Here is a 25,557-nt window from a genome sequence, read left to right as displayed (position 1 = left end):
GACTCTCCTCTTCCGTTCTCATCGAATCTCCAGTGCCGGCCGTGCTCGTCGCAGGCGCAGTCAGCGCAGGCACAGTCAGCGCAGGTACAGGCGGACGGTGTCGATCTCGTCCCGGAGCAGGCGCACCTGCTCCGCCGTGGGCTCCGAGGTGACCGCGACCTCGTCCGCGACGGCCAGGTCCCAGCCGGTGGCCTCGCGCACCTGCTCCACCGTCACTCCCGGGTGCGTGTGCGTGAGCACGAGCTCGCCGTACGGGTCCTCACGCCGCAGCACGCCCAGCGGGGTGATGACGGTGCTCACGCCGTGGCCCTGCGGCATGATGCCGCGGCCGCTGGCGCGTGCGGCCACCGGCGAGGGCGAGGTGACGAAGTCCAGCTGCGCGGGGAACGAGGCGTGGTCGTGCCGGCGGATGATGACGAACACCTCTCCGGCGTTGGCCATGATGTCCGTCGCCCCGCCGGAGCCGGGCAGCCGCACGGTGGGCTTCTCCCAGTCGCCGATCACGGAGGTGTTGAGCGAGCCGTGCCGGTCGATCTGCGCCGCACCCAGGAAGCCCACATCCACGTTGCCGCCCTGCAGCACGTAGCCGAACAGCGCCTGCATGCTCACCACGGACTCCGCGCCGGAGACCACCACGGAGTCCGCGATGCCCTCCGCCATGGCCTCGGGGTGCGCTCCGGCCACGCCGGATTCGTAGATGAGCTCGATGCCCCGGTTGATGGTCCGGTGCGCCAGGTCCACCGCCAGGGTGGGCAGTCCGATGCCCGCGAACACCGTCCGCTTGCCGGCCAGCAGCGCAGCCGCCGCGCAGACGATGAGCTCCGTCTGCGAGTAGTCCTGAGCCACCGCCGCCTGTCCTGCGTCCACCGCTGCCGTTCCCTCCACAGTGCGTGCTTCCGTGCGTGCTCCGTCCACCGCGCTCATGCGTCCGTCCTCCTTCTGCCGTAGTCCACCGGCTGCGAGGGCCGCGAGGCCACCTCCAGCGAGCGCAGGTGCTCCTCGCCCACCTGCGCCAGGTACTCCTCGTGCGTGCGGGTCCCCCGCACGTGGGTGTCCAGCCACTCCTGGAGCTTCGCGGGGTCCTTGGCGAGCGGCGGCCACATCCGGTAGAAGGCGTTGTCGCGGTCGTAGGAACCCTGCACATACGAGGGGTGCGCGCCGCGGGGCACCACGCACACGGCGTCCACGGCGTGTGCGGGGATGAGGGTGCGGTTGGGATCGGAGCGGACCACCTCGTCGTCCACGATCTCCTCGACCGTAACGATCACGCGCTGCGCGGCGTAGACGGCCTCCTGCTGCACCCCCGTGATGCCCCAGATCTGCGCGTTGCCGCGGGAGTCCGCGCGCTGTGCGTGGATGATCGTCACATCCGGGTTGAGCGGCGGCACCACGTAGACGGTGCCCTCGCCGTAGGGGTCGTCCACCTCGCGGATGTCCGGGTTGATGCGGGGGATGTCCGAGCCGGCGAACGAGCGGATGGGGACGAAGGGGAGGCGGCTGGCACCCGCGTGGTAGCGCAGGACCATCGCGTGGTGGCTGTACTCCTCCACCGCGAGGGGTTCCGGGTCGTGCTTCTCCAGACGCCTGCGGATCTCGTAGAGGCTGCCGGCGGAGCCGGAGGCGAAGAACGAGCACACCAGCCGGTCGACACAGCCCGCGGCGATCAGCATGTCCGCGATGAGATCCGGGGTCATGCGGCAGAATGTGAGGTGCTTCCTCCCCTGCCGGATGATCTCGTGGCCTGCGGCGAAGGGGATGAGGTGCGAGAAGCCCTCGAGTGCGATGGTGTCCCCGTCGTGCACAAGCTCCGCGATCGCCTCGCCGAGGTCTCTGACCTTGTCCGAGCGCCGGTCCGGCGCCCCCTGCTCCTCTGCCACTGGCAGCTCCCTCTCTCACAGCTTCATCGCTCCGCTCCGGAGCGTCCTGCTCACCGAGCGTCCCGCGTCACAGCAGGACCCCGCCAGATTATGTCAACAGCCAGAGAGAATCCACCTTCTTTCTTTATATTTGAGCATTAATCATGCGATACTGCCGTTCATGGAACTGCAACAGATCCGCGCCTTCCTCGCCGTGGCGGAAGAGCTGCACTTCGGTCGCGCGGCGGAACGGCTGGGCATGGCGCAGCCACCGCTCAGCCGCACCATCCGCCAGTTCGAGAAGGAGCTGGGCGCCGAACTCTTCCACCGCACCACCCGCCAGGTCGCCCTCGCCCCCGCGGGCGAGGCCCTCGTGGGCCCGGCACGCGCACTGCTGGAGGCCTCGGAGACCGCGGAGCAGGCCGTGCACTTCGCCGCCGCCGGCGACACGGGCCGGGTCCGCCTCGGATTCGGCGGCTACTCCTCCGCCCTGCTCGCGGCACGGCTCACACGCGCCGTCCGCCACCGCAAGCCCGGCATCACGATGGAGCTCGAGTCCAGCATCTACACCAAGGAGGCCCTGGACCGGCTGCGCGACGGCACGATCGACCTCGCACTCGTGCGCTGGCAGACCCAGCCGCCGCACATCTACGGCCGGCCGGTCATGATCGACCAGCCCGTCGTCGCCGTCTACGGCTCCCACCGCTTCGCCCGGCGCACCTCCGTCAGGGTCGAGGAGCTCGCGGACGAGAGCTTCATCCTCCTGCCCTCGGACTCCGGCTCGACGATGCGCGAACTCATCTCCCGCTGGTGCCATCGCGCGGGCTTCGAACCCCGCGTCGTCCAGGAGGTCGCGGACTCGTGGATCATCGGCGCCCTCATCTCCACGGAGATGGGCATCACCATCTCCTACGACTCCGTCACCGCCGGGTTCAACCACCCCGGAGTGGTGAGCGTGCCCCTGGAGGTGGGCCACGACGACCCCATCGTCGTCTACCTCGCCCACCGGGAGCCGCCCAGCAGCCCGGCGCTGCGCGAGGTCCTCACCACCGCCGCGACCGCCCTGCCCACCATCGAGGTGCCCACCGGCTGAGCCGGCGCCTCGGGCGCACACGCCGCGTCCGTCCGCCCCCGCAGATCCGGCTGCCGCACCACGCGCACCCGGCCGGAGATCACACCTCCGCCCTCCGCGTCCGCGTCCGCGTGTGATTCTGGAGAGACCTCCTCGCCGCGGCCGCCTTCAGGGCCGCCGTCCGCGTGAGAATCTTGACCCATGAACGGTCAGGTCCTCTCGGCAGCGGTCGCGATCGGCGTGGGCATCCTCATCGCCGTCGCGCTGTTCGTCCCCTTCGTGTACGCGAACTACCGGCGACGCGGACATCTCACGCTGCTGCGCACCCTCCTCTGGACGGCGTTCCTCATCTACGCGATGGCGCTGTGGACCTACACCCTGCTGCCGCTGCCGGACCCCGCGCAGATCCGCTGTGCGCCCGCCCAGCTCACCCCCTTCCAGTTCCTCGCGGACATCCGGACGTTCGACACCTCGGGCCCGCGCGCGCTCCTGCACAATCCCGCCGTCCTCCAGGTGGCCTTCAACATCCTGCTGTTCCTGCCACTGGGCATCCTGCTGCGCTGGCTGTGGGGACGCGGGATCATCTGGTCCACCGTGCTCGGCTTCGCCGTCTCGCTCTGCATCGAGACGACGCAGCTCACCGGACTGTGGGGGCTCTATCCCTGCGCCTACCGGCTCTTCGACGTCGACGACCTCATGGCGAACACCGTCGGCGCACTCCTGGGCGGAGTCCTCGCGGCCGCCTTCGCACTGCTGCGGCGGCTGGCCGCAGGCACTGCCGCAGGTGAGGCCGGCATGAGCACCGCGCCCGAGGCCGGGGCCGGCGCGGGCCCATCCCCAGTCACGGCCGACGCGGGCACGTCTGCGCACGCGGCCGGCGGGGACAGGTCTGCACTCGAGTCGAGCGCGGGCACCGCAAGAAGGCCCCGTCCGGTCTCCAAGCGGCGACGCGTCCTGGGCGCGGTCTGCGATCTCCTCTTCGCCACCCTGCTCTCCACGACGATCACGGTGACGATCAATCTCCTCGAGTACGCGCTCACGGGCGAACTGCGGGCGGACTCCTCCGGAGACCTCGGCACCGCCCTGGGAATCTGGGGAACGGTCGCGGTCACAGGTCTCCTCACCCTCTTCACCGGCCGCACACCGGGCGACCACACCGTCGCGATCCGCTATGCCTCCGCAGCACCCGCGGACAGCAGGACTGCGACCTCCGGGGCTGCAGGCTCCGGGACAGCAAGCTCCGGGACAGCAGGCTCCGGAACTGCAGGTTCCGGGACCGCGGCCTCGGCCTCCTCCTGGGACCCCGCCTCCGGGACGGGCTCCGCCTCAGCCCTCGGTCCTGCCCCGGACGCACCCGCGGGCATGATCACCGATCCGACTGCAAGCGCACACGCCCTGTCCGCGCCCGGCCGCATCCTGCGCTGGCTGGGCGGGATCGGCGGCTATCAGCTCATCTCCGCCACCGGCAGCCTCGGATTCCTGTTCCTCCTGGTGGGGGCGGTGTTCGTGCTCGCGACGGAGCGCGGCCGGGGGCTCCCGGGCATCCTCTCCCGGAGTGAGCCCCAGGACGCCGTGCCCACCTCGCGCACCTGAGCGCCACCCACCTCCGCCTACGCCTTCATCCCTGCGCCAGTCCCCCACACTCACCCATGCCCCAGAGCTGGACTGATCACTTCACCCAGCCATCTCCGCGACGTCGGCCGGGGAAAACGAGCAATCCAGAATCGGAATATGCGGCTGGGGGGCGAGCGTCGGGAGGGGGGCCGCGAGGCGACAGGCGAGGCCACCGGGACACGAGCAGGCGTATTCGGATGGACCATGCGCACCCAGGGGTCCCGCCCGCACACCTCAGACCCCGCACGCGCAGCCACAATCTCGACCGAATGCCCCAGTCTTCGGTTCGCACGCCCCCGACTGTTCCACCTGTGCGCATCAATTCGATGCCACTATCAACTAGACAGGTATAGATGCGCGTGGGACAGTAGGAGCCACACCACACTCATCGAGGAGAGATCGTGTCGAACGCACCTGCATCTGCATCTGACATCGTCATCTGCGAACCGCTGCGCACCGCAGTGGGCGCCTACGGCGGCCAGTTCAAGGACATCGCGCCGGAGGCGCTGGGCACCACCGTCGTCTCCGCGCTGATCGAGCGCACCGGACTGGATCCCGAGGTCATCGACGACGTCATCTTCGGGCAGTGCTACCCGCAGGTCGAGGCCCCGGCCATCGGCCGTGTCGTCGCGCTCGATGCAGGCCTGCCCGTCACGGTCCCCGGCCGCCAGGTGGACCGCCGCTGCGGCTCCGGCCTGCAGGCCGTCATCGACGCCATGGGCGCGATCTCGACCGGCGGCGCGGAGCTCATCATCGCCGGCGGCGCGGAGACCATGTCCCGCGCGCCGTTCTTCAACGAGGAGATCCGCTGGGGAGTCCGCGGCGGCAACATCGAGCTCAAGGACAGCCTGGTCCGCGGCCGCCTCACGGCCGGCGGCAGGAACTACCCGGTGGAGGGCGGCATGATCGAGACCGCCGAGAACCTCCGTGAGGAGTACTCGATCTCCCGCGAGGAGCAGGACGAGCTCGCCGCGGAATCGCACCGCCGCGCAGCCGCGGCGGCGGAGAACGGCACCTTCGCGGAGGAGATCGTGCCCGTCACGATCGCCGCCACCCGCAAGACCCCGGAGACGCAGATCACGACGGACGAGCACATCCGCCCCGGCACCACGGTGGAGAAGCTCGCCAAGCTCAAGCCGATGCGCCTGGGACTGGACCCCGCCTCCACCGTCACGGCAGGCAACGCCTCCGGCCAGAACGACGGCGCCGCGGCCACCATCGTCACCACCCGCGCGAAGGCCGAGGCCCTGGGCCTCAAGCCCCTCGTCCGCATCGTGAGCTGGGGACTGGCGGGCGTCCCGCCGCGCACCATGGGCATCGGCCCGGTCCCGGCCACCGCCGCGGCACTGCAGCGCGCAGGCCTGGAGCTCAAGAACATCGACCTCATCGAGCTCAACGAGGCCTTCGCCGCCCAGGCTCTGGCCTGCACCCGCGAGTGGGGATTCGGCAAGGACGACTTCGCCCGCACCAACGTCAACGGCTCCGGCATCTCCCTGGGCCACCCCGTGGGCGCCACCGGCGTGCGCATCCTCACCACCCTCTCCCGTGAGATGGAGCGCCGCGGGGCCCGCTACGGCCTCGAGACCATGTGCATCGGCGGCGGCCAGGGCCTCGCCGCGGTCTTCGAGCGGGTGGACGCCTGATGGCGGAGACCTCCGGCACCACCCCCGCGCCCGAGGCCGGCACGGGCACAGCAGCGGAAGCCGCCACGGCCTCGGGCACGGCCCAGGCCCCGGCGCGCCCGCTCGCGGGCATCACCGTCGTCGAGCAGGACTCCTTCGTCGCCGGCCCCTCCTCCTGCCTGGGCCTGGCCCAGCTGGGCGCGGAGATCATCAAGATCGACCCCCTCAAGGGCGGGCCGGACATCGATCGCTGGCCGCTCAATGCCGAGGGCCGCTCCATCTACTGGGGCACCCTCAACCGCGGCAAGCAGTCCGTCGCGCTGGATCTCCGCAGCCCGGAGGGCCAGGAGCTCGCGCAGGCGCTCATCACGGCCGGCGGCGACGACCCCTCGAAGAACGGCATCTTCGTGTCCAACAACGTGGGCCGCCCCTTCCTGGGCGACGAGGCCCTGCGCGCCAGGCGCGCGGACCTCATCCACGTGAAGGTCCAGGGCTCGCCCAGCGGCGGCCCCGGCGTGGACTACACCGTCAACGCGGAGACCGGCATCCCCGGCATCACGGGCCCCGTGGGCTCCTCAGCGCCGGTCAACCACGCCCTGCCCGCCTGGGACCTGCTCTGCGGTCAGGCCGCGACCACCGCGGTCGTCACCGGTCTGCTCCAGCGCCAGGCCACCGGCAGGGGCGCGTACTCGGAGATCTCGCTGGCGGACATCGCCTTCGCCGCCGTCGCGAACCTGGGCTGGTACACGGAGGCGCTGAGCAGCCAGCGCGCCAAGCACGGCAACCACATCTTCGGCAGCTTCGGCACGGACTTCGCCACGGCGGACGGCCGCTCCGTCATGGTCACCGCCATCACCCGCCGCCAGTGGGCCGGCCTCGTGGAGGCCACCGGGATGACCGCGGTCGTCGAGGCCCTGCAGAGCGCACTGGGCGTGGACCTCGCGGACGAGTCCGAGCGCTACGGACTGCGGGAGACCCTCGAGTCCCTGCTCAAGCCGTGGTTCGCCGCGCGCACGCTCGCGCAGGTGACCGAGGCCTTCGACGGCACCGCCGTGCTGTGGGCCCCCTACCGCACCACCGCCGAGGTCGCCGCGAGCGTCGCGGCCGCACACGGTGTGGGCACGGACGGCGGTATGGGCCAGGGCGGCACGGCGGCCGCGAACACCGCTCCGGCCTCGGGCCCGGCGGACTCCGGCACCGGCGCGGCGGCACCGCAGAACGGTACCCCGGCCGGCCTCGGCGGCAGGGTGCTGCGCACCCTCGAGTCCCCGGAACTGGGCACGATGCTGGTGGGGGCGAACCCCATCCGCTTCGACGGCGAGTACCTGGGCGACGAGAGCCCGACCGTGTTCGGAGGCGCCACGCAGCAGGTGCTGAGCGCCCGTCTGGGTCTGAGCCATGCCGAGCTGGGCAGACTCTGTGACGCAGGTATCATTCACAGTTGATAACGTTAGAGAACCCGACCCTGCAGCGGTGCGTACGTCGCCGCGTCCCCGGGCCAGCGGTTCCCCAGGAAGGATGAATCACCCACATGCGGATTGTCACTTTTGTCAAGTACGTGCCGGATGCCGCCGGCGATCGCTCCTTCGAGTCCGACAACACCGTCGACCGTGAGACCGACGGCCTGCTGTCGGAGCTCGACGAGTACGCGATCGAAGAGGCTCTCAACCTCACCGACAAGGACAAGGGCTCGGAGACCATCGCCCTCACCGTCGGTCCCGCGGAGGCCAAGGACGCCGTTCGCAAGTCCCTGCAGATGGGTGCGGACAAGGGCGTGCACGTGCTCGACGACGCCATCTCCGGCGCCGATGCCGTGGGCACCGCCAAGATCCTCGCCGCCGCCGTGCGCAAGGTGGAGGCCGACGAGGGCCCGGTGGATCTCATCATCACGGGCCTCGCCTCCACGGACGGACAGATGTCCGTCGTCCCCGTCATGGTCGCGGAGCTGCTGGGCCGCCCCGCCGCCACGCAGGGCTCCGCACTCGAGGTGACCGACACCACCGCGACGATCCGCCGTGACGGCGACGTCGCCTCCCAGCACGTCGAGGTCGCGCTGCCCGCCCTGGTCTCCGTCACGGACCAGATCAACGAGCCGCGCTACCCCTCCTTCAAGGGCATCATGAAGGCGAAGAAGAAGCCCGTCGCCCAGTACGACCTGGCCGACCTGGGTCTGGATGCGGCCGAGGTGGGCGGCGCCGGCGCGCTGGTCCAGCTCGTCGAGCTCTCCGCGGCTCCTCCGCGCAGCGCGGGCGAGATCGTCACGGACGAGGGCGACGGCGGCACCAAGCTCGTCGAGTGGCTCGCGAACAAGAAGCTCGTCTGAGCTGCGCCCAGAGCGCCCGTCACCCCCAGCCCCTCCTCGCGTAAGGAATAGAACCCTATGTCTGAAGTTCTCGTTCTCGTCGATCACGCGGACGGCAGCGTCCGCAAGTCCACCTTCGAGCTGCTGACCGCCGCCGCGCGGATCGGCGAGCCCGTCGCCGTGTTCGTGGGCGATGCCGCCGCCGGCGAGGCCGCCGCCCCCACGCTGGGTGAGTACGGTGCCGCGAAGGTCCTCGTGGCCTCGGACGCGGCCTACTCCGAGTACCTCGTGGCCCCGGCCGCCGAGCTGCTCGCACACCTCGTCACGGAGCGCCAGCCGGCCGCCGTGCTCGTCCCGGCCTCCGCCGACGGCCGCGAGATCGCCGCCCGTGCCGCGATCAAGACCGGCTCCGGCCTCATCACGGACGCCGTGGACGTGGCCGCCGACGCCACCGCCTCGAAGTCCGTGTTCGCCGCCGCCTACAACTCGACGGCCAAGGTCACCGCCGGCACGCCGTTCATCGCCGTGAAGCCCAACTCCGTCTCCGCCGAGCCGGCCTCCGGCGCCGCGGCCGTGGAGTCCGTCTCCTTCGCGCCCTCCGACGCCTCCAAGACCGCCCGCGTGGTCCGCGTCGAGGAGAAGCCCGCCTCCGGCCGGCCCAACCTCACCGAGGCCGCGATCGTGGTCTCCGGCGGACGCGGCACCGGCGGGGACTTCTCCCCCGTCGAGGCCCTGGCGGACGCCCTGGGCGCAGCCGTGGGCGCCTCCCGTGCAGCTGTGGATGCAGGCTGGTACCCGCACTCGCACCAGGTGGGCCAGACCGGCAAGGCCGTCTCCCCGCAGCTGTACGTGGCCGCCGGCATCTCCGGTGCCATCCAGCACCGCGCCGGCATGCAGACCTCGAAGAACATCGTCGCCATCAACAAGGACGACGAGGCTCCCATCTTCGAGCTCGCCGACTACGGCGTCGTGGGCGACCTCTTCTCGGTCCTCCCCCAGGCCACCGAGGCGGTCAACGCACGCAAGTGAGCGTGAGCGCGGCGGCGCTTCGGTGCCGTGGCGCGTCAGCGTGAATGCCTAGGTTCGCAGCGGCGCTTTTGGCGCAAGACGTGAGCGCCCAGGCGTCGCGTGAACGCCGCATCAGCGCAAGCACCGTGAAGGGGCTCTCCCACCCACATATATGTGGGTGGGAGAGCCCCTTCGCTTTGTGTGAAGCGCTGCGATCCGTGCGGGCCGCGTCAGCAACGAAGGTGCGCGCCTCTCCGCATGCCGCCGCGGCCTCGGAGGTCTGTCGCCGCGCTCCACGTGCATGCCGCGCAACATCCTGCGCACCCGCCTCTTCTGCCGCGCGCCCCATACCCGTCCTGGGCACCCGCTTCGCGTCAGCATGACACCCGCTTCTCGTCTCGGATACCCACTTCTTCACGCGAATTCGCGGGTGTCTGGGCGAGAAGCGGGTGTCATCCCCGCGGATGCTCATGAGGGGACACGCGGGGCCATTGCCCGCGGCCTCGGTGGCTGGGCGGCTTGGTGACTCGGTGACTCGGTGACTCGGTGACTCGGCTCAGTGTACGAGCGGCGTGATCGTGTGTTCGCGGCCCAAGGCCTCGAAACCCACGCGGGCGCAGGAGCGCAGTCCGGCCTCGGCAGCCGGCAGGAGGACGACCGGAACCCCGAGCTCAGCCTCGAGGACCGTCCGCACGGCCGCCGAACGCACCACTCCCCCGGTGGCCGGCAGCACCTCCGGCGCGGCATCGAGGCGGACGAGAAGCTCGCGCACCTCTCCGGCAAGAGCACGCACTGCGGCGAGGTAAGCACGATCGGCGTCCGTGGTGCCTTCCCCCGCCGCCTCCACACCGCTGGCGTCCGGCACTTCGCCGTTCTCTGCGCTCACCCCTGCGCTGCCCGCTGCGCCTGAACCACCAGGGCCCCTTGCCTTGCCGGCAGCACTGCTGCCACCCATCGCCGCGCCGCTCTCTGCACTGCTCTCCGCAGCGCCACCCGTCGCAGCGCCACCCGTCTCCGCATCACTCTCTGCCGCGCCGCTCGCCGCACTGCTCTCCGCGCCACTCTCCGCAGCGCCACCCGTCGCCGCACCGCGCGCCGCCGCACCGCGCGCCGCCGCACCGCGCACCACCGCGCCGCTCTCTGCCGCGCCGCTCCCTACCGCATCATTCCGCGCCGCTCCCCGCTCCGTGGCCGTACCTCCGCCCGTTCCCGCTTCCGCGGCGAGCGCACGGAGGAGAGCGGCCTCCGCGGCAGCATGTGCGGCCTCGGAGTGCGGGTCTTCGAGACCGAGCTCCCTGCGACGCACCCGCTCCAGGGCCTCCCCGGCCTCGGGCATACGTGCGAGCGCGAGGTGCCCGGCCGGATGGGTGAGGCGGTGGTGTGTGCCGGGCTCACCGGTCTCAGACGGCAGCGGCAGCGCCGAGGCCGGCCGTGGATGCACGTGCGCGGCCCAGCCCGTCGTGCCCAGGTGCAGGTAGAGGCTTCCCGGCATGCTGCCGACCATGCCGTCCGTCGCCGCGCCCGCGTCGCCGAGTGCCATGACCACCGGCAGCCCCGCAGGCAGTCCGAACTGCGCTGCGGCCTCGGGCGTCACCTCGCCGATCGTTCCCGGGTCCGTCAGCTCCGGGAAGGCCAGCGGCTCGAACACGGGACCGAACGGGAACCAGTCATCGGTCCGCGTGAAGTAGGCCGAGGTGGTGCTGGCCGTCAGCCTGTCGCAGACGCTCCTGCCCGTGAGCGCGAAGCCCAGCCAGCCGGCGGCGGAGAAGAGGACCCGCCGGGAGCGCTGCATCGCCTCGGGCTCCGTGCGGGCAAGACGCAGCAGCTTGGGCGGGAGCGCATCGGGGCCGGGAGCCAGCAGGAGGCGGGCCGCCCAGTCCGGGCGCGCCGCGAGGAGCTCCGCGAGTTCCGGTTCCGCCTCCGTGTCCGAGTAGAGGACAACCGGGTGTGTGGGTTCGCCGGCGGCACCGAGCAGCACGAGGTCCTGCATCTGACCGGTCACCGCGAGGGCGAGGAGCGGCGGGATGGGCGCGGCCGACGGAGCGGGCTCTCCCGGCGGGACGGAACCCTCGGGCTGACCGGGATCTCCGGGCTGGGCGGAAGCACCGAGCGAAGCGAGCGCATCCTCCTCGGCCGACGGTCCCTCTGCGGCAGAAGGGCCCTCCCCCGAGAGCAGGCCCAGAAGCTCCCCCAGCACCGCACGGACGGCGGTCTGCCGGTCCAACACATGCTGATGCATCCGCCCGTGCGGTCCGCGCTCGGTGGGCAGCGGTGCGGCGGCCTCGGCGAGGGTTCGGCCCGAGGCGTCGACGAGCGCGGCCTTCACGTGGCTGGTGCCGAGGTCGAGGGCGGCGATGCACCCGGGCGCCGGATCCGGAGACGGCTCCGTGTCCGGACGTGCGGAGGGGCGAGGGGTGGAGGAGCACGAGGTCACCCGACCATCGTAGTGAGCGCACTCGCGCGTGCCGAAAGTCCGGCCGCGTCTCCCCCGCACCCGGAAGGGGTGGTGACCGGCGTCACGAACGGCGATAGGTTGGTGCCGTACACCCGTTCCGGCAGGAGGAGACCGAGGAGACCATGAAGAAGCGATTGATACTGCTCGCAGGCGTGGGGATCGGGTTCGTGATCGGCTCGTACTCCGGACGATCGAGCTACGAGAAGCTCCGCGCCCGGTTCGACGAGCTCGTCTCCGACCCGCGGGTCCGGGAACAGGTCGGACGAGCCGGCGAGGCGGTGAAGGACAAGGCGCCGGAGGTGGCGGCGGGCGTGAAGCACGCGGCCGCCGCGGCCGCGGAGAAGGCCGGAGAGCTCAAGGAGGCCGTGGAGCACCGGACCGCCTCGGACACCGGGGACGCGGCCTCGGCCCCCGATTCCGCCGAGGAGCAGACGGAGGCGGACCTCGATCTGGAACCCGAGCACATCCCGCCCCTGGGCGACGGGGAGATCGCGCTCGATCCGGATTCCGAGTCCGATCCCGAGACGCCCATGGAGGACGAGGGACCGCTGCACGAACGCTGAGCTGCAGGACGTCTGTGCCCCGTACGGAGCCGGCGGGGTACAGACGCACGCACTGCGCTCACACGCGAAGAGGATTCACCGGCGCACCTCCCACCGCCTCGGACGGGGCACAGACGCGCTCAGAGCAGCGATGAGGTCAGCCGGCAGACGTTCTCGATGTATTTGCGCATCATCGACCGCTGCCGCCAGACCTTGGGATTGAGCTGCGCGGAGTGGGCGCGGTAGTCCTGCTCCTCCAGCTCGTACATCTGCGCGGCGAAGTCCCGGTCGATGACGAACAGGGACACCTCGTGGTTCATGGAGAACGAACGCTGGTCCATGTTCGAGGAGCCGATGACGGTGACCTGGTCGTCCACGATCATGAACTTCGAGTGCAGCACCGTGGGGGCGTGGTACTGGTAGATCTCCACCCCGGCCTCCACCAGCTCGTCGTAGTAGGACTCCTGTGCCTTGGCGGTGACCCAGTGATCGCTGGTCGCACCCACGTACAGCCTGACCGCCACGCCGGACTGCGACTCCGTCTTCAGCGCGGTGAGCAGGGCGGTGTCCGGCACGAAGTACGGCGAGCACACCACGACGCTCTCATTGGCGTTGTAGATGAGGTGGGTGAAGAGCTGGATGTTGTTCTCCTGCTCGAACCCCGGCCCCGAGGGCACCACCTGGGCGAGCATGCCCCCGTCGTCGGGCAGGTCGAGCTGCCGCTCGAACTCGTCGAAGAGGATGTCGTCCGTCTCCGAGTACCAGTCCGAGGCGAAGACCGCGTTGAGCTCGTCGACGACCGGCCCGCGGCACTCCACCATGAGGTCCTTCCACCGCAGCCCGCGCCGGAGGTTGGCCCGCTTGTTGTAGGACGGGTGGATGACGTTCTGGGAGCCCGTATAGGCCACCTCCCCGTCGACCACGAAGATCTTGCGGTGATTGCGCAGATCCGGCCGCTGGTACTCGCCTCTCCACGGGCGGATGGGCAGGCTCCGGCGCCAGGGAACGCCTGACTCGTCCAGCATCCGCACGAGCTGCTTGTACCCGGGATACCCCAGCGACCCGACGTGATCGACGAGGATCCGCACGCGCACACCCCTGCGGTGCGCGGCCAGCATCGCCTCGATGAGTCCCTGCGTGTCCTGGTCGAGCGCCACGATGTAGAACTCGAAGTGGACGTAGTCCACAGCGCGTTCCGCAGCCTCCTTCATGAGCCGGATGCACTCGGAGGAGTCCTGCAGGAGGGTGAAGTCGTTCCCGTGGACCATCGGCAGCGCGCCCAGCTCGTAGTTGAGCTGGGCCGAGGTGGACAGCGGGAGCGGCAGATGGTCGTGCTTCCCGACGATCGCCTGGTGGCCTGCCTCCTCCTTCACCAGCTGGTTGATCTCGTGCTGCTTCTCCCGCCGGCGCAGCGGCAGCTTGGGCGAGCCGAGGAAGAGGTAGACCAGCAGCCCCAGGAAGGGGAACAGGAAGATGAGCATGAGCCACCCCAGCGCCACCTCCGGCTTGCGGCGGTAGGGGATGGTGCCGAGGGCGATCACCCGGATCGCGAGATCCAGGCCCAGGACCACGAACGCCGTCCACCCGGGCAGCTGCGACTGCGCCCACTGCACGAGCCCGGCGGTGTCCATGGCAGCTCCTAGTCGCAGGCGCATCTGCGGAGGTGGGAAGTGTGTACGCCATGAGCCTATCGTCCGGGCCGGACACGGCGGACGTCTGCACCCGGCCCCGACTGGCGAGGACCCACGCACTCCCTTCGCCACTCAGCTGCGATGGGGTGGTGAAGGGAACCTCCTGGGCTCCAGAGGCGATACCCCGATCCGGCCTCAGGAACGTAGATGCTCCAGCAGCGCGCCGCGGAAGAGTTCCGCTGCGGGACTGAGCCCGATACCTGCCCTGTGCACTACCGCGAGGGTCCTCTCCACCTGTTCCTCCAGAGGGATGATGACGATGCCCGAGAGCTGCATGAGCGGGACTACCAAACGCGGCACCGCAGTCATGCCCATCCCCGCGGCGACGAGACCGCCCACCGCCGCGATGCTCCCTGCACTCACCATCTCCGAGACGCGCACCCGCTGCTGGGCCAGTGCTCTTCGCACCAGAGGGCCGATGCTGGTGATCGCGTCGAACGCAACGAACGGCTGCGCCTGGAAATCCGTCCACCGCAGCAGTTCCCTGTCTGCGTACTCGTGTCCCGACGGCACCGCTGCCACGAACCCGTCGCGGATCGCGACCTCTGCCCGGATCCCAGCAGGCAGAGCCTCGTCTACTGCCACAAGACCCAGCTCAGCACCGCCTTCGGCGACGAGCGCCATCGCTGTGTCCTGTTGACCGTCCTCGAGCACAAGCTGCACGTCCGGGTACGTATCGCGGAATCCCGCCACCACTGCGGGGAGCACGGTGGCCGCGACCGACGGCAGACATGCCAGGCGCACGGACCCGACCGAGCCTGCGGAATACGCCGAGGCGAAGCCCACTGCGTCCTCGAACGCTCGCACGGCAGTCGCCGCACGTTCGGCAACGGCAGTCCCCGCATCCGTAGGAACAGCCCCCTGCGAGGTCCGCACGAACAGTCTGATGCCGATGCGCCTCTCCGCCTCTGCGACAGTCCGGCTCAGCGCAGGCTGGCTCACGCCCATCTCCGCGGCCGCAAGCGTGAAGCTGCGCAGGCGGTGCAGCGAGACGACGGAGGTCAAGTGCCTCATCCCCAAGTTCATGCGTTCAGGTTATGTCCTCAGAGAGAACCGGTATTGGACGCTTTTCCTGGGTTGTCGGAGCATGGACGGGACACCGAGAAGGGAATCGACGATGCTTTCGCTCATCGGCTATGCCACCATGCTCATCATCCTCGCGCTGCTGCTGACGCAGCGCGTCTCCCCCGTCGTCGCGCTGGCGGGTGTGCCCATAGTCGCAGCTCTCATCGCCGGCAACCCACCCGGAGAGGTGAGCGGTTTCCTCAGCACGGGAGTCGCCGGGGTCGTCGACGTCGTGGTGATGTTCGTCTTCGCCATCGTCTTCTTCGGGATCCTGAGGAACGCAGGCTTCTTCGATCCCGTCATCGACGCCCTCGTGCGATTCGGTGGCGGCTCTCCCCGAACAGTCACCGTGGCCACCACCGCACTCGCATGTGTCGCCCATCTCGACGGCGCAGGAGCGACGACCTTCCTCGTGACCATTCCGGCCATGCTCCCCCTCTACCAGCGCCTCGGGATGAGCAGGCTCACGCTGACGGCATGTGTGGGACTGGGAGCAGGAGTGATGAACATCCTGCCCTGGGGCGGCCCCAGCGCACGCGCAGCAGTGACCGTGGGGGTGGATGCGAACGAGCTCTGGGTCCCCCTCATCCCTGCCCAGATCGTGGGGATCGCGGCGGCTCTCGCTATCGCATTCCTCCTCGGACATCGTGAAGCCCGCCGCCTGGCCCGCGGCGGTGCGGCGGATTTCACCGACGGCCACGGTGAGGGAGAGCCCGCGAGTACGGATGCAGCCCACCCGACCGCACCCGTGCCGCGGAGCGCTCTCCGCCAGTGGACAAACGGCCTCCTGCTCCTCGCCGCCCTGGGTGTGCTCATGTCCGGCATCGTCTCCCCGGCGATGGTGTTCATGGTCGCAACTATCCTCGCCCTGCTCCTCAACCACCGCGGCATGAAGAGCCAGGTCGCACAGTTCGACCACAGCGCGCAGTCCGCCATGCTCATGGCGAGTACGCTCCTCGCCGCGGGTGTTCTCCTCGGGGTGCTCGAGGAGAGCGGCATGATCGCGGCGATGGCCAAGAGCGCCGCCGGCGTCCTCCCCACGGGGCTCATGCCCGTCCTGCCTCTGCTCGTCGGGATTCTGGGCGTTCCGATGAGCCTTCTCTTCGGCCCCGATGCCTACTACTTCGGTGTGCTGCCGGTCCTGACCGCGGTGGGAGCGGAACACGGCATCGATCCGGTGGTGCTCGCACAGGCCTCGATCATCGGCCAGGAGACCGTCGGCTTCCCGATCAGCCCGCTCACCGGGGCGTTCTACCTCCTCGTGGGCCTTGGCGGGGTGTCGATCGGCAGGCATATCCTCAATCTGATCGGATGGGCGTGGATCGTCAGCGTCGTCATGCTCGTCGTCGCCGTACTGATGGGAGTGATCCCCGCATGGACCGCCTGACACCCGCGCTCCGTCCGCGTCCCAAGGATCCCGGGCACATCCGCCTCGGCGCCGGTGCCGGATACGCCGGTGACCGGATCGACCCTGCTGTAGAGCTGGCCCAGTTCGGAATGCTGGACTACCTCGTCTTCGAACTCCTGGGCGAGCGGACTGTTGCAGCAGCCCAGCTCAGGCGGCTCCACGACCCCGACACCGGTTACGACCCCATGCTGCTCGAACGCATCGACGCCGTAGCTGCGCACTGCGCGGCCAATGGAACGACGGTCATCACCAACGGCGGCGCGGCGAATCCCCTTGCGGCCGCCCGTGCAGTGGCAGAGTTGCTCGCCCAGCGGGGCATACCTCTGACAGTGGCAGCCGTGACCGGTGACGACGTACAGGCAGCCGTTGCGGCTGCGGACCCGGTGCTCTGGGAGACAGGAAGACCCGTCTCATCTGCCGGGTCGGCGCTGATCTCGGCGAACGCCTACGCGGGCAGCAGCGGAATCATAAGTGCGCTGGCTCGGGGAGCTGACATCGTCATCACCGGGAGGGTCGCGGATCCTTCCCTCTACGTGGCGCCGCTGTGCCACAGCTTCGGCTGGGCTCCCGACGACTGGCACCGCCTGGGAGGGGGCACCCTCATCGGCCATCTCCTCGAATGCGCAGGGCAGGTGACCGGGGGATACTTCGCGGACCCCGTCACGAAGCCGGTGGACGGCCTCGACCGCCTCGGCTTCCCGTTCGCAGACGTGGCCGCCGATGCCTCTGCCGTCCTTTCCAAGCTGCAGGGGACGGGCGGCACTGTCACCACGGCCACCTGCACGGAGCAGCTCCTCTACGAGGTGAACGATCTCCGCAGCTACCTCACGCCCGATGTGATCGCCGACTTCTCGCGGGCACAGTTCGAGCAGCTCGCCCCCGACGAGGTACGGGTGAGCGGCGGCACCGGCCGCGCCAGACCGGCAGAGCTCAAAGCGACACTCGGCTTCCACGGCGGCTGGGAGGGCGAGGGCCAGATCAGCTATGCGGGTCCGCGCGCCCTCGACCGCGCTCAGCTCGCCGCGGAGGTCGTGCTGAGCAGACTCGACCGCGTCCATGGCATCGTCCCGGAGGACGTGGGCGTCGAGTTCATCGGCACGGGCGCAGCCCTCAGACGTCCGCCCTCCGCGGTTCCCGAGGAAGTGCGACTGAGGATGGCGGCCGTCCTGCCCGAACGGCGCGCGGCGCTGGCGGTCGGCCGGGAGGTCGAGTCCCTCTACACCAACGGCCCGGCAGGGGGAGGCGGCGCACGGCACTCCATCCGTGAGGTCATCGCCGTGAAGTCCGCAAGCATTTCCAGGGACGCCGTCTCCTCCGAAGTGATCCTGCACCGGCCCGCGACGGGCGAAGGGACTGCGGCGCCAGGGGATTGCACCATCGACGAGGAGGCCTGATATGACCCGTGTCGACGAGCTGGCGGACGCCCGCACAGGAGACAAGGGAGACTCGCTGATTCTCGCCGTCGTCGCCCGCAGCGAGGACGGCTTCGAAATGCTCGCGGAGAAGCTCACACCGCGAGCGGTGGCCGAGCACTACGGCTCCCCGGTGGAGCGGGTCTCCCGCACCGAGCTGCCGCACCTCCGGGCCCTCACCTTCACTCTCGCTGGATATCTGGGCGGAGGGGTGACCGGTTCGTCCCTCCTCGACGGACACGGGAAGGCGCTCAGCTACCATCTGCTCGACCTCGACCTGGAGTGAGCAGCCCCGAAGGAACAAGTGCCCGCATATTCCATTCGCCGCCCCGCCGAGGCGGGCAGGCGAAGGAGATGAGAGGACCCTCGGGCCGAACACGGCGATCCCCCGCACCGAGGCGGTGCGGGGGATCGCGGAGGAAGCCGGCCGGAGCTCCACACAGATGCGGCAACTGCGCGCTGCTCACCTGCGGCAGCTGCACGCTGCTCAGATGTGGCGGCCGCCGGCGATCTCCTGCACAGTGCCGGTCATGTACGAGGACATGTCGGAGGCGAGGAACAGCACCACGGACGCGACCTCGGAGGGCTCACCGGGGCGGCCCATCGGGATCTCCGCGAGCTTGGAGTCGATGACGTGCTGCGGCATGGCGGCGGTCATGGCGGTGTTGATGAAGCCGGGCTGGATCGCGTTGACGCGGACGTTCTTGAAGCCCACCTCCTTGGCGGCGGCCTTGGTCATGCCCACGATGCCTGCCTTGGCGGCGGAGTAGTTCGTCTGGCCCAGCATGCCGACCTTGCCGGAGATCGAGGAGACGTTGATGATCGAGCCGCCGTTCTCCTGCTCGCGCATGATGCCGGAGGCCGTCTTGAGGCCGTTCCAGGTGCCGCGCAGGTGCACGGCGATGACCTGGTCGAATTGCTCCTCGGTCATCTTGCGCATGGTGGCGTCACGCGTGATGCCGGCGTTGTTGACCATGACGTCCAGGCTGCCGAACGTCTCCACCGCGGTGCGGCAGAGCGCCTCGACCGCCTCGAGCGAGACGACGTTGCAGGCCACGCCCACAGCGCGGTCGCCCACACCCAGCTTGGCGGCGGCCTCGACGACCGCCTCCTCATTCAGATCGCCCAGCACGACGTTCGCGCCCTCGGCAACGAACGCCTCCGCGATCGCGAAGCCCAGTCCCTGCGCGGCTCCCGTGACGACTGCTGTACGGCCTTCGAGAAGTGCCATGTCCATTCTCCTTCAGAGATTCGTGTGGTGAGGATTCGTGTGGTGGAGCAGACCCGTGCCCGAGGCCGGCTCGCCCCGCGCGGGGAGCTCAGCCGGCCTCGGGCGCGGTGTGCCCTCAGTTCTTGTGTGCGCCCTTGAGCACCTGCCGGGCGATGACGAGGCGCTGGATCTCCGAGGTGCCCTCGTAGATGCGGAAGAGGCGCGCGTGGCGGTAGAAACGCTCCACGCTCGTCTCGCGCATGTAGCCCATGCCGCCGTGCACCTGCACGCCGCGGTCGGCCACGCGGGCCAGCATCTCCGAGGCGAAGAGCTTCGACGAGCTGGGGCCCAGCTTCCGGTCCGAGCCATCGTCCCAGCGGCGGGCGGAGTCCAGCACGAGGGCGCGTGCGGCGGCGAGCTCGGTGTAGCAGTCCGCGAGCTGGGCCTGCACGAGCTGGAAGTCCGCGATGGGCCGGCCGCCCTGCTTGGCGTTCTTGGCGTGCTCCACCGTGTCGTCGAGGATGCGGGTCGCCTGGCCCACGCACATGGCGCCGATGTGGAGGCGGCCCTTGTTGAGCGAGGCCATCGCCGCGCGGAAGCCCTCCTCCTCGCCGCCGATCATGTTCGCCGCGGGCACGCGCACGTCGTCGAAGAAGATCTCCGAGGTCCAGGCACCGGCCTGGCCCATCTTCTTGTCGTGCGGGCCCACCGTGACGCCCGCCGAGGCCGTGGGCACGAGGAAGACGCTGATGCCCTTGGTGCCGGTGGCGTCGGGGTCCGTCCGCGCGAAGACCATGAGGACCGTGGAGAGCTGCGCATTGGTGATGAAGCGCTTGGAGCCGTTGATGACGTAGTCGTCGCCGTCGCGCACGGCCTTGGTGGTCAGCCCGGACGGGTCCGAACCCGCGTCCGCCTCCGTGAGGGCGAAGGAGGCGATGGCCTCACCCGAGGCGATCTTGGGCAGCCACTCCTGCTTCTGCTCCTCCGTGCCGTAGTTCACGAGCACCTGGCCGGCGATGCCGTTGTTGGTGCCGAACAGCGAGCGGAAGGACGGGGTGGTGTAGCCCAGCTCGAACGCCAGGCGCGCGTCCTGCTCCGCATTGAGGCCGAGGCCGCCGTACTCCTCCGGGATGGCCCAGCCGAACAGGCCCATCTCCGCGGACTCCTCACGGATGGACTGCGGGATCTCGTCGGTCTCCTCGATCTCCAGCTCGCGGGGCACGACCTGCTCGCGGACGTACTCGCGCACCGTGGCGAGCACCTCCTGGAAGGTCTCCTCGTCCATGCCGGGGTTGCCGGGGTAGGGGTTCTGGGTGCTCATCTGCTCCTCGATTCTGTGATGCGACCGCACTGCGAAGCGGGTTGCCGGGCGGGTCGTCGGCCGTCCGGTGCTGCGGATGACAGCGGACGGCCGCGGCGTGCCCGGGCGGCTGCCTCAGCCGCGAACAGCCGGTTCAGACGCCGGGCGGAGACACGCATCCGCGCTCCCCGCACACGCCTGAACCGGCCGCACACGGATGGTTCAGTCCTCTTCGACCATGAGGGTGACGGCCTCTGCGATGCAGGCCGGGCGGTCCTGGCCCTCGATCTCGATGACGTGGTCCATGACGACCTGGACGCCGGAGGACTTGCGGACCACCTCCTTGAGCGTGACGACGTCGCGCACCTTGGAGCCCACCTTCACCGGGTTGGGGAAGCGGACCTTGTTGAGGCCGTAGTTGATCTTCATCTTCATGCCGGTGACGTCCGTGACCTGGGCGCCCAGGACAGGCAGGAGGCTCAGGGTGAGGAAGCCGTGGGCGATGGTGCCGCCGAACGGACCGGCCGCGGCCTTCTCCTCGTCGATGTGGATCCACTGGTGGTCGCCGGTGGCGTCCGCGAAGAGGTTGACGCGGTCCTGGTCGACCGTGAACCAGTCGCTGGAGCCCAGCTCCTGGCCGACGAGCTGTTCGAGTTCTGCGATTCCGTTGATGGTGCGCACCATTGCGGTCTCCTTCTATCAGTACAGATTTACTATCAATGAACCGTGACTGCTTACACTCTCAGCAACAGTGTAGACGCGCAGGTGCCACAGGAACAGCCCATCGGCGCATCCGCGGACGGGGCACGCGCACCGCACAGGCCTCGACCGCGCCTCCACCGGACGCTCGCACGCTGCTTAACGAGTGATCAGTCACACTGGGGATACTATCGATCAGGACGGTCCCCGCCGATGCGGACCGCCAGGCGGAACCAAAGGAGCACGGATGAGCACCGGAAAGCCAGTCGACCTCGAAGCCCTCGTGATGGGCGACGACCGCGCGGATCTGTCACAGGCCACGGACCCGCTGACACAGCGCGGAGCAGACGCACGCGACCTCACCGCCGACCTCAACGCAGCCCGCGAGTACGCCGCTGCGCGGGCCGCCTCCCATGAGAAGAGCGCGACACGGGGAGCCCCCGCCGCCGGGACCTCGGCACAGGGTCCGGCCGCGCAGGGCTCATCCGCGCAGGGAGGGTCCGTCGACTCCCGGGGCCGCCCCACGCATTCGTCCACCGGCGTGCCACTGGACTATTCGCGGGAGGTCCCGGTGCGACCGGCCACCAGCGTCATCATGCTCCGGGAGGGCCGCGGGTCCACGCCGCTGGAGGTGTTCGTGCAGCACCGGGTGAAGACGATGGACTTCGCCGCGGGCGTGGTGGTGTTCCCCGGCGGGCGCGTGGACCCCGCGGACCATGAGACGGCCTCCACGCTTCCCCTGGACCCCGCCGCCGAGGCCGCCCACACCCGTGCCTGGGAGCGCACCGACGCCGAGGCAGCCGGCGGCGTGCGCTCCCTCCTCGCCTGCGCGGTGCGCGAGGTGGAGGAGGAGACCGGCCAGCGGATCGCGCCCGCCGCGCTGAATCCCTGGGCGAACCTCGTCACACCCCCGGGACGCTCCAAGCGCTTCGACACCTACTTCTACGTGACCGGCGGCGCGGAGCTCTCCGCCCTCACGCATCAGACGACGGAGGCCACGAACTCGGAGTGGCTGGGCGTCCGCGAACTGCTCGACGGCGAGCGCGCCGAACGGTTCCGGCTCATGCGCCCCACGCTCGCGCTCCTCACCGAACTCGATGCGCTGGGCGACCTGAGCGCCGTCATGGACCTTGCGACGGGCGGCGAACGCGTCATCGAGTCGATCCGCCCCAAGATCCCCGGCGTCCACTGAGCCCTCCGGGCGCTCGCACCACAGCCCGGGAAGCGGTTCAGCCCCCCACTCATATGTGGGCGGCTGAACCGATAGGCGGTGTGTTCGGTTGCCCGCAGCGCGGGCGCGTCGCGGCGCCGCGTCACCCGCAGCGCAGTGTCACCCGCAGCGCAGTGTCACCCGCAGCGCCGCGTCACCCATAGCGCAGTGTCACCCGCGGCGCGGGCGCGTCGCGGCGCACCGCCTCAGGCCAGGGTGTACCGCCCCTCCGCGTCCGGGCCTCGGACCACTCCGCGCTCCGCGAGATCGGCCAGGTGCTTCTCGCATGTGCGCAGCTCCACGCCGTCCGCGAAGCTGGGGCGCTTGCCCGGACGGTAGACGACGCCCTTCCCCACCATCTCCTCCGGCGTGGCGGCTCCCGCGCGCACGAGGTCGAGGACGGCCTGCTCACGCGCATCGAGGACACGGGAGAAGGCCTCGAGAGCGGCGAGGTACTCCTCGCGGTCCCGGTACGGTCCCTTGTGATGGGCGCCCGTGAAGACCTGCGCCTCGATCTGTGCGCAGCGGGCCAGCGCGGCGCGGAAGTCCGCGATGCCGGATTCCTCGTCGCTGTAGAGCGGGCCGAACGACGAGAGGTCCACGTCGCCCAGGAACAGCACGCCGTCCGGCTCGACGAGGAACCCGCAGTGCCCCGGGGTGTGTCCGGGAAGATGGACCGCGGTGATGCGCACGCCTCCGCCCAGGTCGAAGACATCGCCGTCCGCAAAGCCCTGCGCGTGCGGGACCGGCGACCACGCGAAGTCCCGGCGGACCGAGGCGACCGCGTCCTCGGACATGCCCATCGCCTCGGCGAAGGCGTCCTCCGCGCGCACGGCGTCGAGATCGCGCTCATGCACCCGCACCTCGCCCCGGAAGCTCCCCAGCCCCACCGTGTGGTCCTCGTGGTAGTGGCTGATGAGCAGCAGGTCCGCGTCCTCGGGCACCGCCTCCAGGCACGAGTCGAGCATCGCGGTGCGCTCCGTGCCCGTCACCAGCAGCGGCGAGCCGTACGGGTACTTCCCGCCCCCGGCACGCAGCTGCACCGTGTGCGGCCCCAGCCTCTCGGCCTCGGCGGCACCTCTGTACGCCCGGCCCGTGTCCTTGCCTTCCACCGTCATCCCCGCTTCTTCTCCTTGCGCGCCTGCAGGTGGGCCATCCGCTTCGCGATCGCGGCCTTCTGCTCGTCCGTCCCCTTGAGCTTCGCGAGCTCCTCCTGCTCCGCCGCGAGGCCCTCCTCCAGCGAGGCCGTCGCGGAGAGGTCCACGAGCTTCTTCGCCGCCACCAGCGAGGACCGCGACTGGTCCGCGATCTGCACCGCGAGCGCATGCGCGCGCTCCAGCGGCTCCGCGGCGACCTCGTCGACCACGCCCCACTCCAGCGCCTTCTCACCGCTGATCATGTCGCACGTGAAGATGAGGTGCTTGGCCTTCGACGGCCCCGCGAGGCGCGGCAGCAGCTGCGTGCCCATCATGTCCGGCACGATCCCCCAGACGACCTCCATGAGCCCGAGGCGCGCATCGGGTGCGCTCACGCGGATGTCGGCCCCCAGCGCGTACTGAAAGCCCGCGCCCAGCACGGGACCGTGCAGGCACGCGATCACCGGCACCGGCACGTGCGAGAACATCTCGACCGACTGCTGGGCGAGCGCCTTCGCGGCGGTGGGGAGGTCCAGCGGGGTGCCGGCCGCGCCGCCCTCGGCCAGCCGCTTGAACTGGCCCATGTCCAGCCCGGCGCAGAACGCGCGTCCCTCGCCGCGGAGCACCACGGCGTTCACCGTGCCGTCCTCACGCAGCTCCAGGGCCGCGGCGATGAGGTCGCGCATGACGTCCGGCGTCACGGAGTTCATGGTGTCCGGGCGGTCGAGGACCACATGCGCGACGGGTCCGTAGGTCTCGATCCGCACGGTGCCTGCGGGCATGGCGTGCACCGCATCCGGCGCGGGGAGCACGGCCGTGCCCGAGGCCTCGGGCGGGGTCTGCGGTGAGGGAGCGGCAGGTGCCGGTGCGGTGGCACCCGCGGCGGCCTGGGCGGGCGCGGCAGCGGCGGAGTCCCGGTCAGGCGCGGCAGCCTGGGCTGGGGCCACGGCCTGGGCGGGCGTCTCAGTCTGTGCGGGCGTCCCGCTCTGTGCGTGGGACGCGGATGGGGGTGTGGTCGTCATCGTCCTCCTCGGGCAGGGCCGGCGGGTCCGGGAGCCTGGGGCGCCCGGCTGCGGCCGGCATGTCGCCTCTCACCGTACCTGCCCGGCGCCGCGCCTCCTCTCCCCGCCCGCGCCCAGGCGGTCCGGCACCGCTCAGCCGAGGAGCGAGAACAGACCCCGTGCCAGCGCCACCAGCGCACCCGTGCCGGCGAGCACGATCGCCACGGTGCGGGCGGCCTCGGCGGAGACCCTGCGGGAGAGCCATGTGCCCGCGCCGATCCCGCCCACCACTGCGACGGCGATCACGGGGAACAGCCACAGCGGCGGGAGCTGCGCGACCGTCGTCGCACCCACGGAGAGCTTGGCGCCCACGGACACGAGCCCCATTGTCATGAACGTGGGCTGCATGGTGGCGGCGAAGCGGCGCTGCTCCCAGCGGGCGAGCTTGGAGTAGATGACCATCGCAGGGGCCGCCACACCCGCAGCGGTGTTGAGGAAGCCGCACACCATGCCCGCGGCCGCGGTGACGGGCGGCAGACCGCGGCCGCTCACGTGCGGCACCCGCGGCAGGCTGAAGGTCATGACGAGCGCCAGCAGCACCACGGCGCCGATCACGATGTTGAGCCACCCGTCCCCCAGCTCCCGCACCAGCAGCGCCGCCGGGACGCCGCCCACCACCGCCATGGGGGCGAACACCAGCCACCGCTTCCAGTCCACGTCGCGGAGGACGGAGAGCATGATGAGGAAGCCGGAGACCACGGTCGTGGCGTTGGTGACGAACACGCCCAGGCCCGGCCCCATCGCCAGGGCGAGGGTGGGAGCGACGACGAGGCCCACGCCGGTGCCGGAGAGACGCTGCAGCGCGGCACCCACGAGCACCGCGGCGATCACGAGGGCGAGGAGCGAGGCGGACACGCTCCGAGGCTACTCCCGGGGAGGTCGTTCGGGCGCGGG

Annotated in this window: 22 protein-coding genes and 1 pseudogene; 12 read left to right on the top strand and 11 right to left on the bottom strand. The window is 70.3% G+C overall.

Features of this window, described 5'->3' with window-relative positions; translation table 11 throughout:
- Positions 1-75: 75 nt before the first annotated feature.
- Together Q0A33_RS03715 and Q0A33_RS03710 are read right to left on the bottom strand one after the other, a co-directional pair.
- Entirely contained in the window at positions 76-924 is an 849-nt protein-coding gene (locus Q0A33_RS03715; protein ID WP_291793308.1) for a CoA-transferase, read from the bottom strand.
- Positions 921-1,877 (bottom strand): CoA-transferase, encoded by a 957-nt coding sequence (locus Q0A33_RS03710; RefSeq protein ID WP_291793306.1) that lies wholly within the window; start codon positions 1,875-1,877, stop codon positions 921-923. Before Q0A33_RS03710 ends, Q0A33_RS03715 begins: the two co-directional genes overlap by 4 nt.
- Before the next feature lie 160 nt (positions 1,878-2,037).
- Here Q0A33_RS03710 and Q0A33_RS03705 point away from each other — a divergent pair, with 160 nt between their 5' ends.
- The 7 genes and pseudogenes from Q0A33_RS03705 (at position 2,038) to Q0A33_RS03680 (ending at position 9,495) form a co-directional block, all read left to right on the top strand.
- The gene (locus Q0A33_RS03705; RefSeq protein WP_291793304.1) at positions 2,038-2,949 is read left to right on the top strand and encodes a LysR substrate-binding domain-containing protein; all 912 of its coding nucleotides are present in this window, start codon (positions 2,038-2,040) and stop codon (positions 2,947-2,949) included.
- Positions 2,950-3,129: 180 nt separating this feature from the next.
- Positions 3,130-3,660 (top strand): annotated as a pseudogene (locus Q0A33_RS16555) (VanZ family protein); the annotation flags it as partial.
- A gap of 101 nt (positions 3,661-3,761) precedes the next feature.
- Positions 3,762-4,487: a pentapeptide repeat-containing protein gene (locus Q0A33_RS16550; protein WP_363316530.1), complete on the top strand. Its 726-nt coding sequence runs from the start codon at positions 3,762-3,764 to the stop codon at positions 4,485-4,487.
- 456 nt (positions 4,488-4,943) lie between these two features.
- Positions 4,944-6,185, top strand: a complete 1,242-nt coding sequence (locus Q0A33_RS03695; protein ID WP_291793301.1) for an acetyl-CoA C-acetyltransferase — start codon at positions 4,944-4,946, stop codon at positions 6,183-6,185.
- Positions 6,185-7,609, top strand: coding sequence for a CoA transferase (locus Q0A33_RS03690; protein ID WP_291793298.1), 1,425 nt, complete (start codon positions 6,185-6,187; stop codon positions 7,607-7,609). Before Q0A33_RS03695 ends, Q0A33_RS03690 begins: the two co-directional genes overlap by 1 nt.
- Positions 7,610-7,695: 86 nt before the next feature.
- Positions 7,696-8,487, top strand: a complete 792-nt coding sequence (locus Q0A33_RS03685; RefSeq protein WP_291793296.1) for an electron transfer flavoprotein subunit beta/FixA family protein — start codon at positions 7,696-7,698, stop codon at positions 8,485-8,487.
- Between the two features lie 57 nt (positions 8,488-8,544).
- A complete protein-coding gene (locus Q0A33_RS03680; RefSeq protein WP_291793294.1) occupies positions 8,545-9,495 on the top strand; it encodes an electron transfer flavoprotein subunit alpha/FixB family protein in 951 nt (316 codons plus the stop codon).
- Between the two features lie 535 nt (positions 9,496-10,030).
- Here Q0A33_RS03680 and Q0A33_RS03675 read toward each other — a convergent pair.
- Positions 10,031-11,908, bottom strand: coding sequence for an FGGY family carbohydrate kinase (locus tag Q0A33_RS03675; protein WP_291793292.1), 1,878 nt, complete (start codon positions 11,906-11,908; stop codon positions 10,031-10,033).
- Between the two features lie 143 nt (positions 11,909-12,051).
- On the opposite strand from Q0A33_RS03675, the gene Q0A33_RS03670 reads away from it, so the two are divergent.
- On the top strand, positions 12,052-12,492 hold the full coding sequence (locus Q0A33_RS03670) for a hypothetical protein (RefSeq protein WP_291793289.1): 441 nt from the start codon (positions 12,052-12,054) through the stop codon (positions 12,490-12,492).
- Between the two features lie 119 nt (positions 12,493-12,611).
- On the opposite strand, the gene cls is transcribed toward Q0A33_RS03670, so the two are convergent.
- Both cls and Q0A33_RS03660 read right to left on the bottom strand, forming a co-directional pair.
- Positions 12,612-14,102, bottom strand: a complete 1,491-nt coding sequence (cls, locus tag Q0A33_RS03665; RefSeq protein WP_291793285.1) for a cardiolipin synthase — start codon at positions 14,100-14,102, stop codon at positions 12,612-12,614.
- A 195-nt stretch (positions 14,103-14,297) separates the two neighbouring features.
- The gene (locus Q0A33_RS03660) at positions 14,298-15,176 is read right to left on the bottom strand and encodes a LysR family transcriptional regulator (RefSeq protein WP_291793282.1); all 879 of its coding nucleotides are present in this window, start codon (positions 15,174-15,176) and stop codon (positions 14,298-14,300) included.
- Positions 15,177-15,279: 103 nt separating this feature from the next.
- Between Q0A33_RS03660 and Q0A33_RS03655 the strand changes: the two genes are divergently transcribed.
- Genes Q0A33_RS03655 through Q0A33_RS03645 form a run of 3 tightly spaced genes read left to right on the top strand, consistent with a single transcriptional unit; the run spans position 15,280 to position 18,333 of the window.
- Positions 15,280-16,614 (top strand): citrate:proton symporter, encoded by a 1,335-nt coding sequence (locus Q0A33_RS03655; RefSeq protein ID WP_291793278.1) that lies wholly within the window; start codon positions 15,280-15,282, stop codon positions 16,612-16,614.
- A complete protein-coding gene (locus Q0A33_RS03650) occupies positions 16,602-18,029 on the top strand; it encodes an acyclic terpene utilization AtuA family protein (RefSeq protein ID WP_291793274.1) in 1,428 nt (475 codons plus the stop codon). Before Q0A33_RS03655 ends, Q0A33_RS03650 begins: the two co-directional genes overlap by 13 nt.
- A 1-nt stretch (position 18,030) precedes the next feature.
- Positions 18,031-18,333, top strand: coding sequence for a hypothetical protein (locus Q0A33_RS03645; RefSeq protein WP_291793271.1), 303 nt, complete (start codon positions 18,031-18,033; stop codon positions 18,331-18,333).
- A gap of 201 nt (positions 18,334-18,534) precedes the next feature.
- On the opposite strand, the gene fabG is transcribed toward Q0A33_RS03645, so the two are convergent.
- From fabG to Q0A33_RS03630, 3 genes are all read right to left on the bottom strand, one after another.
- Positions 18,535-19,278, bottom strand: coding sequence for a 3-oxoacyl-ACP reductase FabG (gene fabG / locus Q0A33_RS03640; protein WP_291793268.1), 744 nt, complete (start codon positions 19,276-19,278; stop codon positions 18,535-18,537).
- 115 nt (positions 19,279-19,393) lie between these two features.
- Positions 19,394-20,578, bottom strand: coding sequence for an acyl-CoA dehydrogenase family protein (locus Q0A33_RS03635; RefSeq protein ID WP_291793265.1), 1,185 nt, complete (start codon positions 20,576-20,578; stop codon positions 19,394-19,396).
- Between the two features lie 201 nt (positions 20,579-20,779).
- Complete coding sequence (locus Q0A33_RS03630) at positions 20,780-21,241, bottom strand: MaoC family dehydratase (RefSeq protein ID WP_291793262.1); 462 nt, start codon at positions 21,239-21,241, stop codon at positions 20,780-20,782.
- A 262-nt stretch (positions 21,242-21,503) separates the two neighbouring features.
- On the opposite strand from Q0A33_RS03630, the gene Q0A33_RS03625 reads away from it, so the two are divergent.
- A complete protein-coding gene (locus Q0A33_RS03625) occupies positions 21,504-22,448 on the top strand; it encodes an NUDIX hydrolase (RefSeq protein WP_291793259.1) in 945 nt (314 codons plus the stop codon).
- 224 nt (positions 22,449-22,672) lie between these two features.
- Here Q0A33_RS03625 and Q0A33_RS03620 read toward each other — a convergent pair whose 3' ends face one another.
- The 3 genes from Q0A33_RS03620 to Q0A33_RS03610 all read right to left on the bottom strand — a co-directional run bounded on the left by Q0A33_RS03620 (position 22,673) and on the right by Q0A33_RS03610 (position 25,518).
- Positions 22,673-23,584, bottom strand: coding sequence for an MBL fold metallo-hydrolase (locus Q0A33_RS03620; protein ID WP_291793255.1), 912 nt, complete (start codon positions 23,582-23,584; stop codon positions 22,673-22,675).
- Positions 23,581-24,624 carry an enoyl-CoA hydratase-related protein gene (locus Q0A33_RS03615; protein ID WP_291793252.1) on the bottom strand — a complete coding sequence of 348 codons (1,044 nt, stop codon included), beginning with the start codon at positions 24,622-24,624 and terminating at the stop codon, positions 23,581-23,583. Before Q0A33_RS03615 ends, Q0A33_RS03620 begins: the two co-directional genes overlap by 4 nt.
- Before the next feature lie 132 nt (positions 24,625-24,756).
- Positions 24,757-25,518: a sulfite exporter TauE/SafE family protein gene (locus Q0A33_RS03610; RefSeq protein ID WP_291793249.1), complete on the bottom strand. Its 762-nt coding sequence runs from the start codon at positions 25,516-25,518 to the stop codon at positions 24,757-24,759.
- Positions 25,519-25,557 lie beyond the last annotated feature (39 nt).

Origin of the sequence: Brevibacterium sp., from assembly GCF_022712115.1 — a bacterium.
Lineage (GTDB): Bacteria > Actinomycetota > Actinomycetes > Actinomycetales > Brevibacteriaceae > Brevibacterium > Brevibacterium salitolerans.
The sequence above is the reverse complement of the archived record's forward strand: the minus strand, read 5'-3'. Positions and strand labels throughout refer to the sequence as shown.

Bases quoted from the DNA above. Each gene is read 5' to 3' on its own strand.
- fabG (WP_291793268.1), bottom strand. From the start codon at position 19,278: ATGGCACTTCTCGAAGGCCGTACAGCAGTCGTCACGGGAGCCGCGCAG.
- Q0A33_RS03705 (WP_291793304.1), top strand. From the start codon at position 2,038: ATGGAACTGCAACAGATCCGCGCCTTCCTCGCCGTGGCGGAAGAGCTG.
- Q0A33_RS03670 (WP_291793289.1), top strand. From the start codon at position 12,052: ATGAAGAAGCGATTGATACTGCTCGCAGGCGTGGGGATCGGGTTCGTG.
- Q0A33_RS03625 (WP_291793259.1), top strand. From the start codon at position 21,504: ATGAGCACCGGAAAGCCAGTCGACCTCGAAGCCCTCGTGATGGGCGAC.
- Q0A33_RS03615 (WP_291793252.1), bottom strand. From the start codon at position 24,624: ATGACGACCACACCCCCATCCGCGTCCCACGCACAGAGCGGGACGCCC.
- cls (WP_291793285.1), bottom strand. From the start codon at position 14,102: ATGGACACCGCCGGGCTCGTGCAGTGGGCGCAGTCGCAGCTGCCCGGG.
- Q0A33_RS03650 (WP_291793274.1), top strand. From the start codon at position 16,602: ATGGACCGCCTGACACCCGCGCTCCGTCCGCGTCCCAAGGATCCCGGG.
- Q0A33_RS03620 (WP_291793255.1), bottom strand. From the start codon at position 23,584: ATGACGGTGGAAGGCAAGGACACGGGCCGGGCGTACAGAGGTGCCGCC.
- Q0A33_RS03690 (WP_291793298.1), top strand. From the start codon at position 6,185: ATGGCGGAGACCTCCGGCACCACCCCCGCGCCCGAGGCCGGCACGGGC.
- Q0A33_RS03655 (WP_291793278.1), top strand. From the start codon at position 15,280: ATGCTTTCGCTCATCGGCTATGCCACCATGCTCATCATCCTCGCGCTG.
- Q0A33_RS03680 (WP_291793294.1), top strand. From the start codon at position 8,545: ATGTCTGAAGTTCTCGTTCTCGTCGATCACGCGGACGGCAGCGTCCGC.
- Q0A33_RS03660 (WP_291793282.1), bottom strand. From the start codon at position 15,176: ATGAGGCACTTGACCTCCGTCGTCTCGCTGCACCGCCTGCGCAGCTTC.
- Q0A33_RS03630 (WP_291793262.1), bottom strand. From the start codon at position 21,241: ATGGTGCGCACCATCAACGGAATCGCAGAACTCGAACAGCTCGTCGGC.
- Q0A33_RS03635 (WP_291793265.1), bottom strand. From the start codon at position 20,578: ATGAGCACCCAGAACCCCTACCCCGGCAACCCCGGCATGGACGAGGAG.
- Q0A33_RS03685 (WP_291793296.1), top strand. From the start codon at position 7,696: ATGCGGATTGTCACTTTTGTCAAGTACGTGCCGGATGCCGCCGGCGAT.
- Q0A33_RS03645 (WP_291793271.1), top strand. From the start codon at position 18,031: ATGACCCGTGTCGACGAGCTGGCGGACGCCCGCACAGGAGACAAGGGA.
- Q0A33_RS03715 (WP_291793308.1), bottom strand. From the start codon at position 924: ATGAGCGCGGTGGACGGAGCACGCACGGAAGCACGCACTGTGGAGGGA.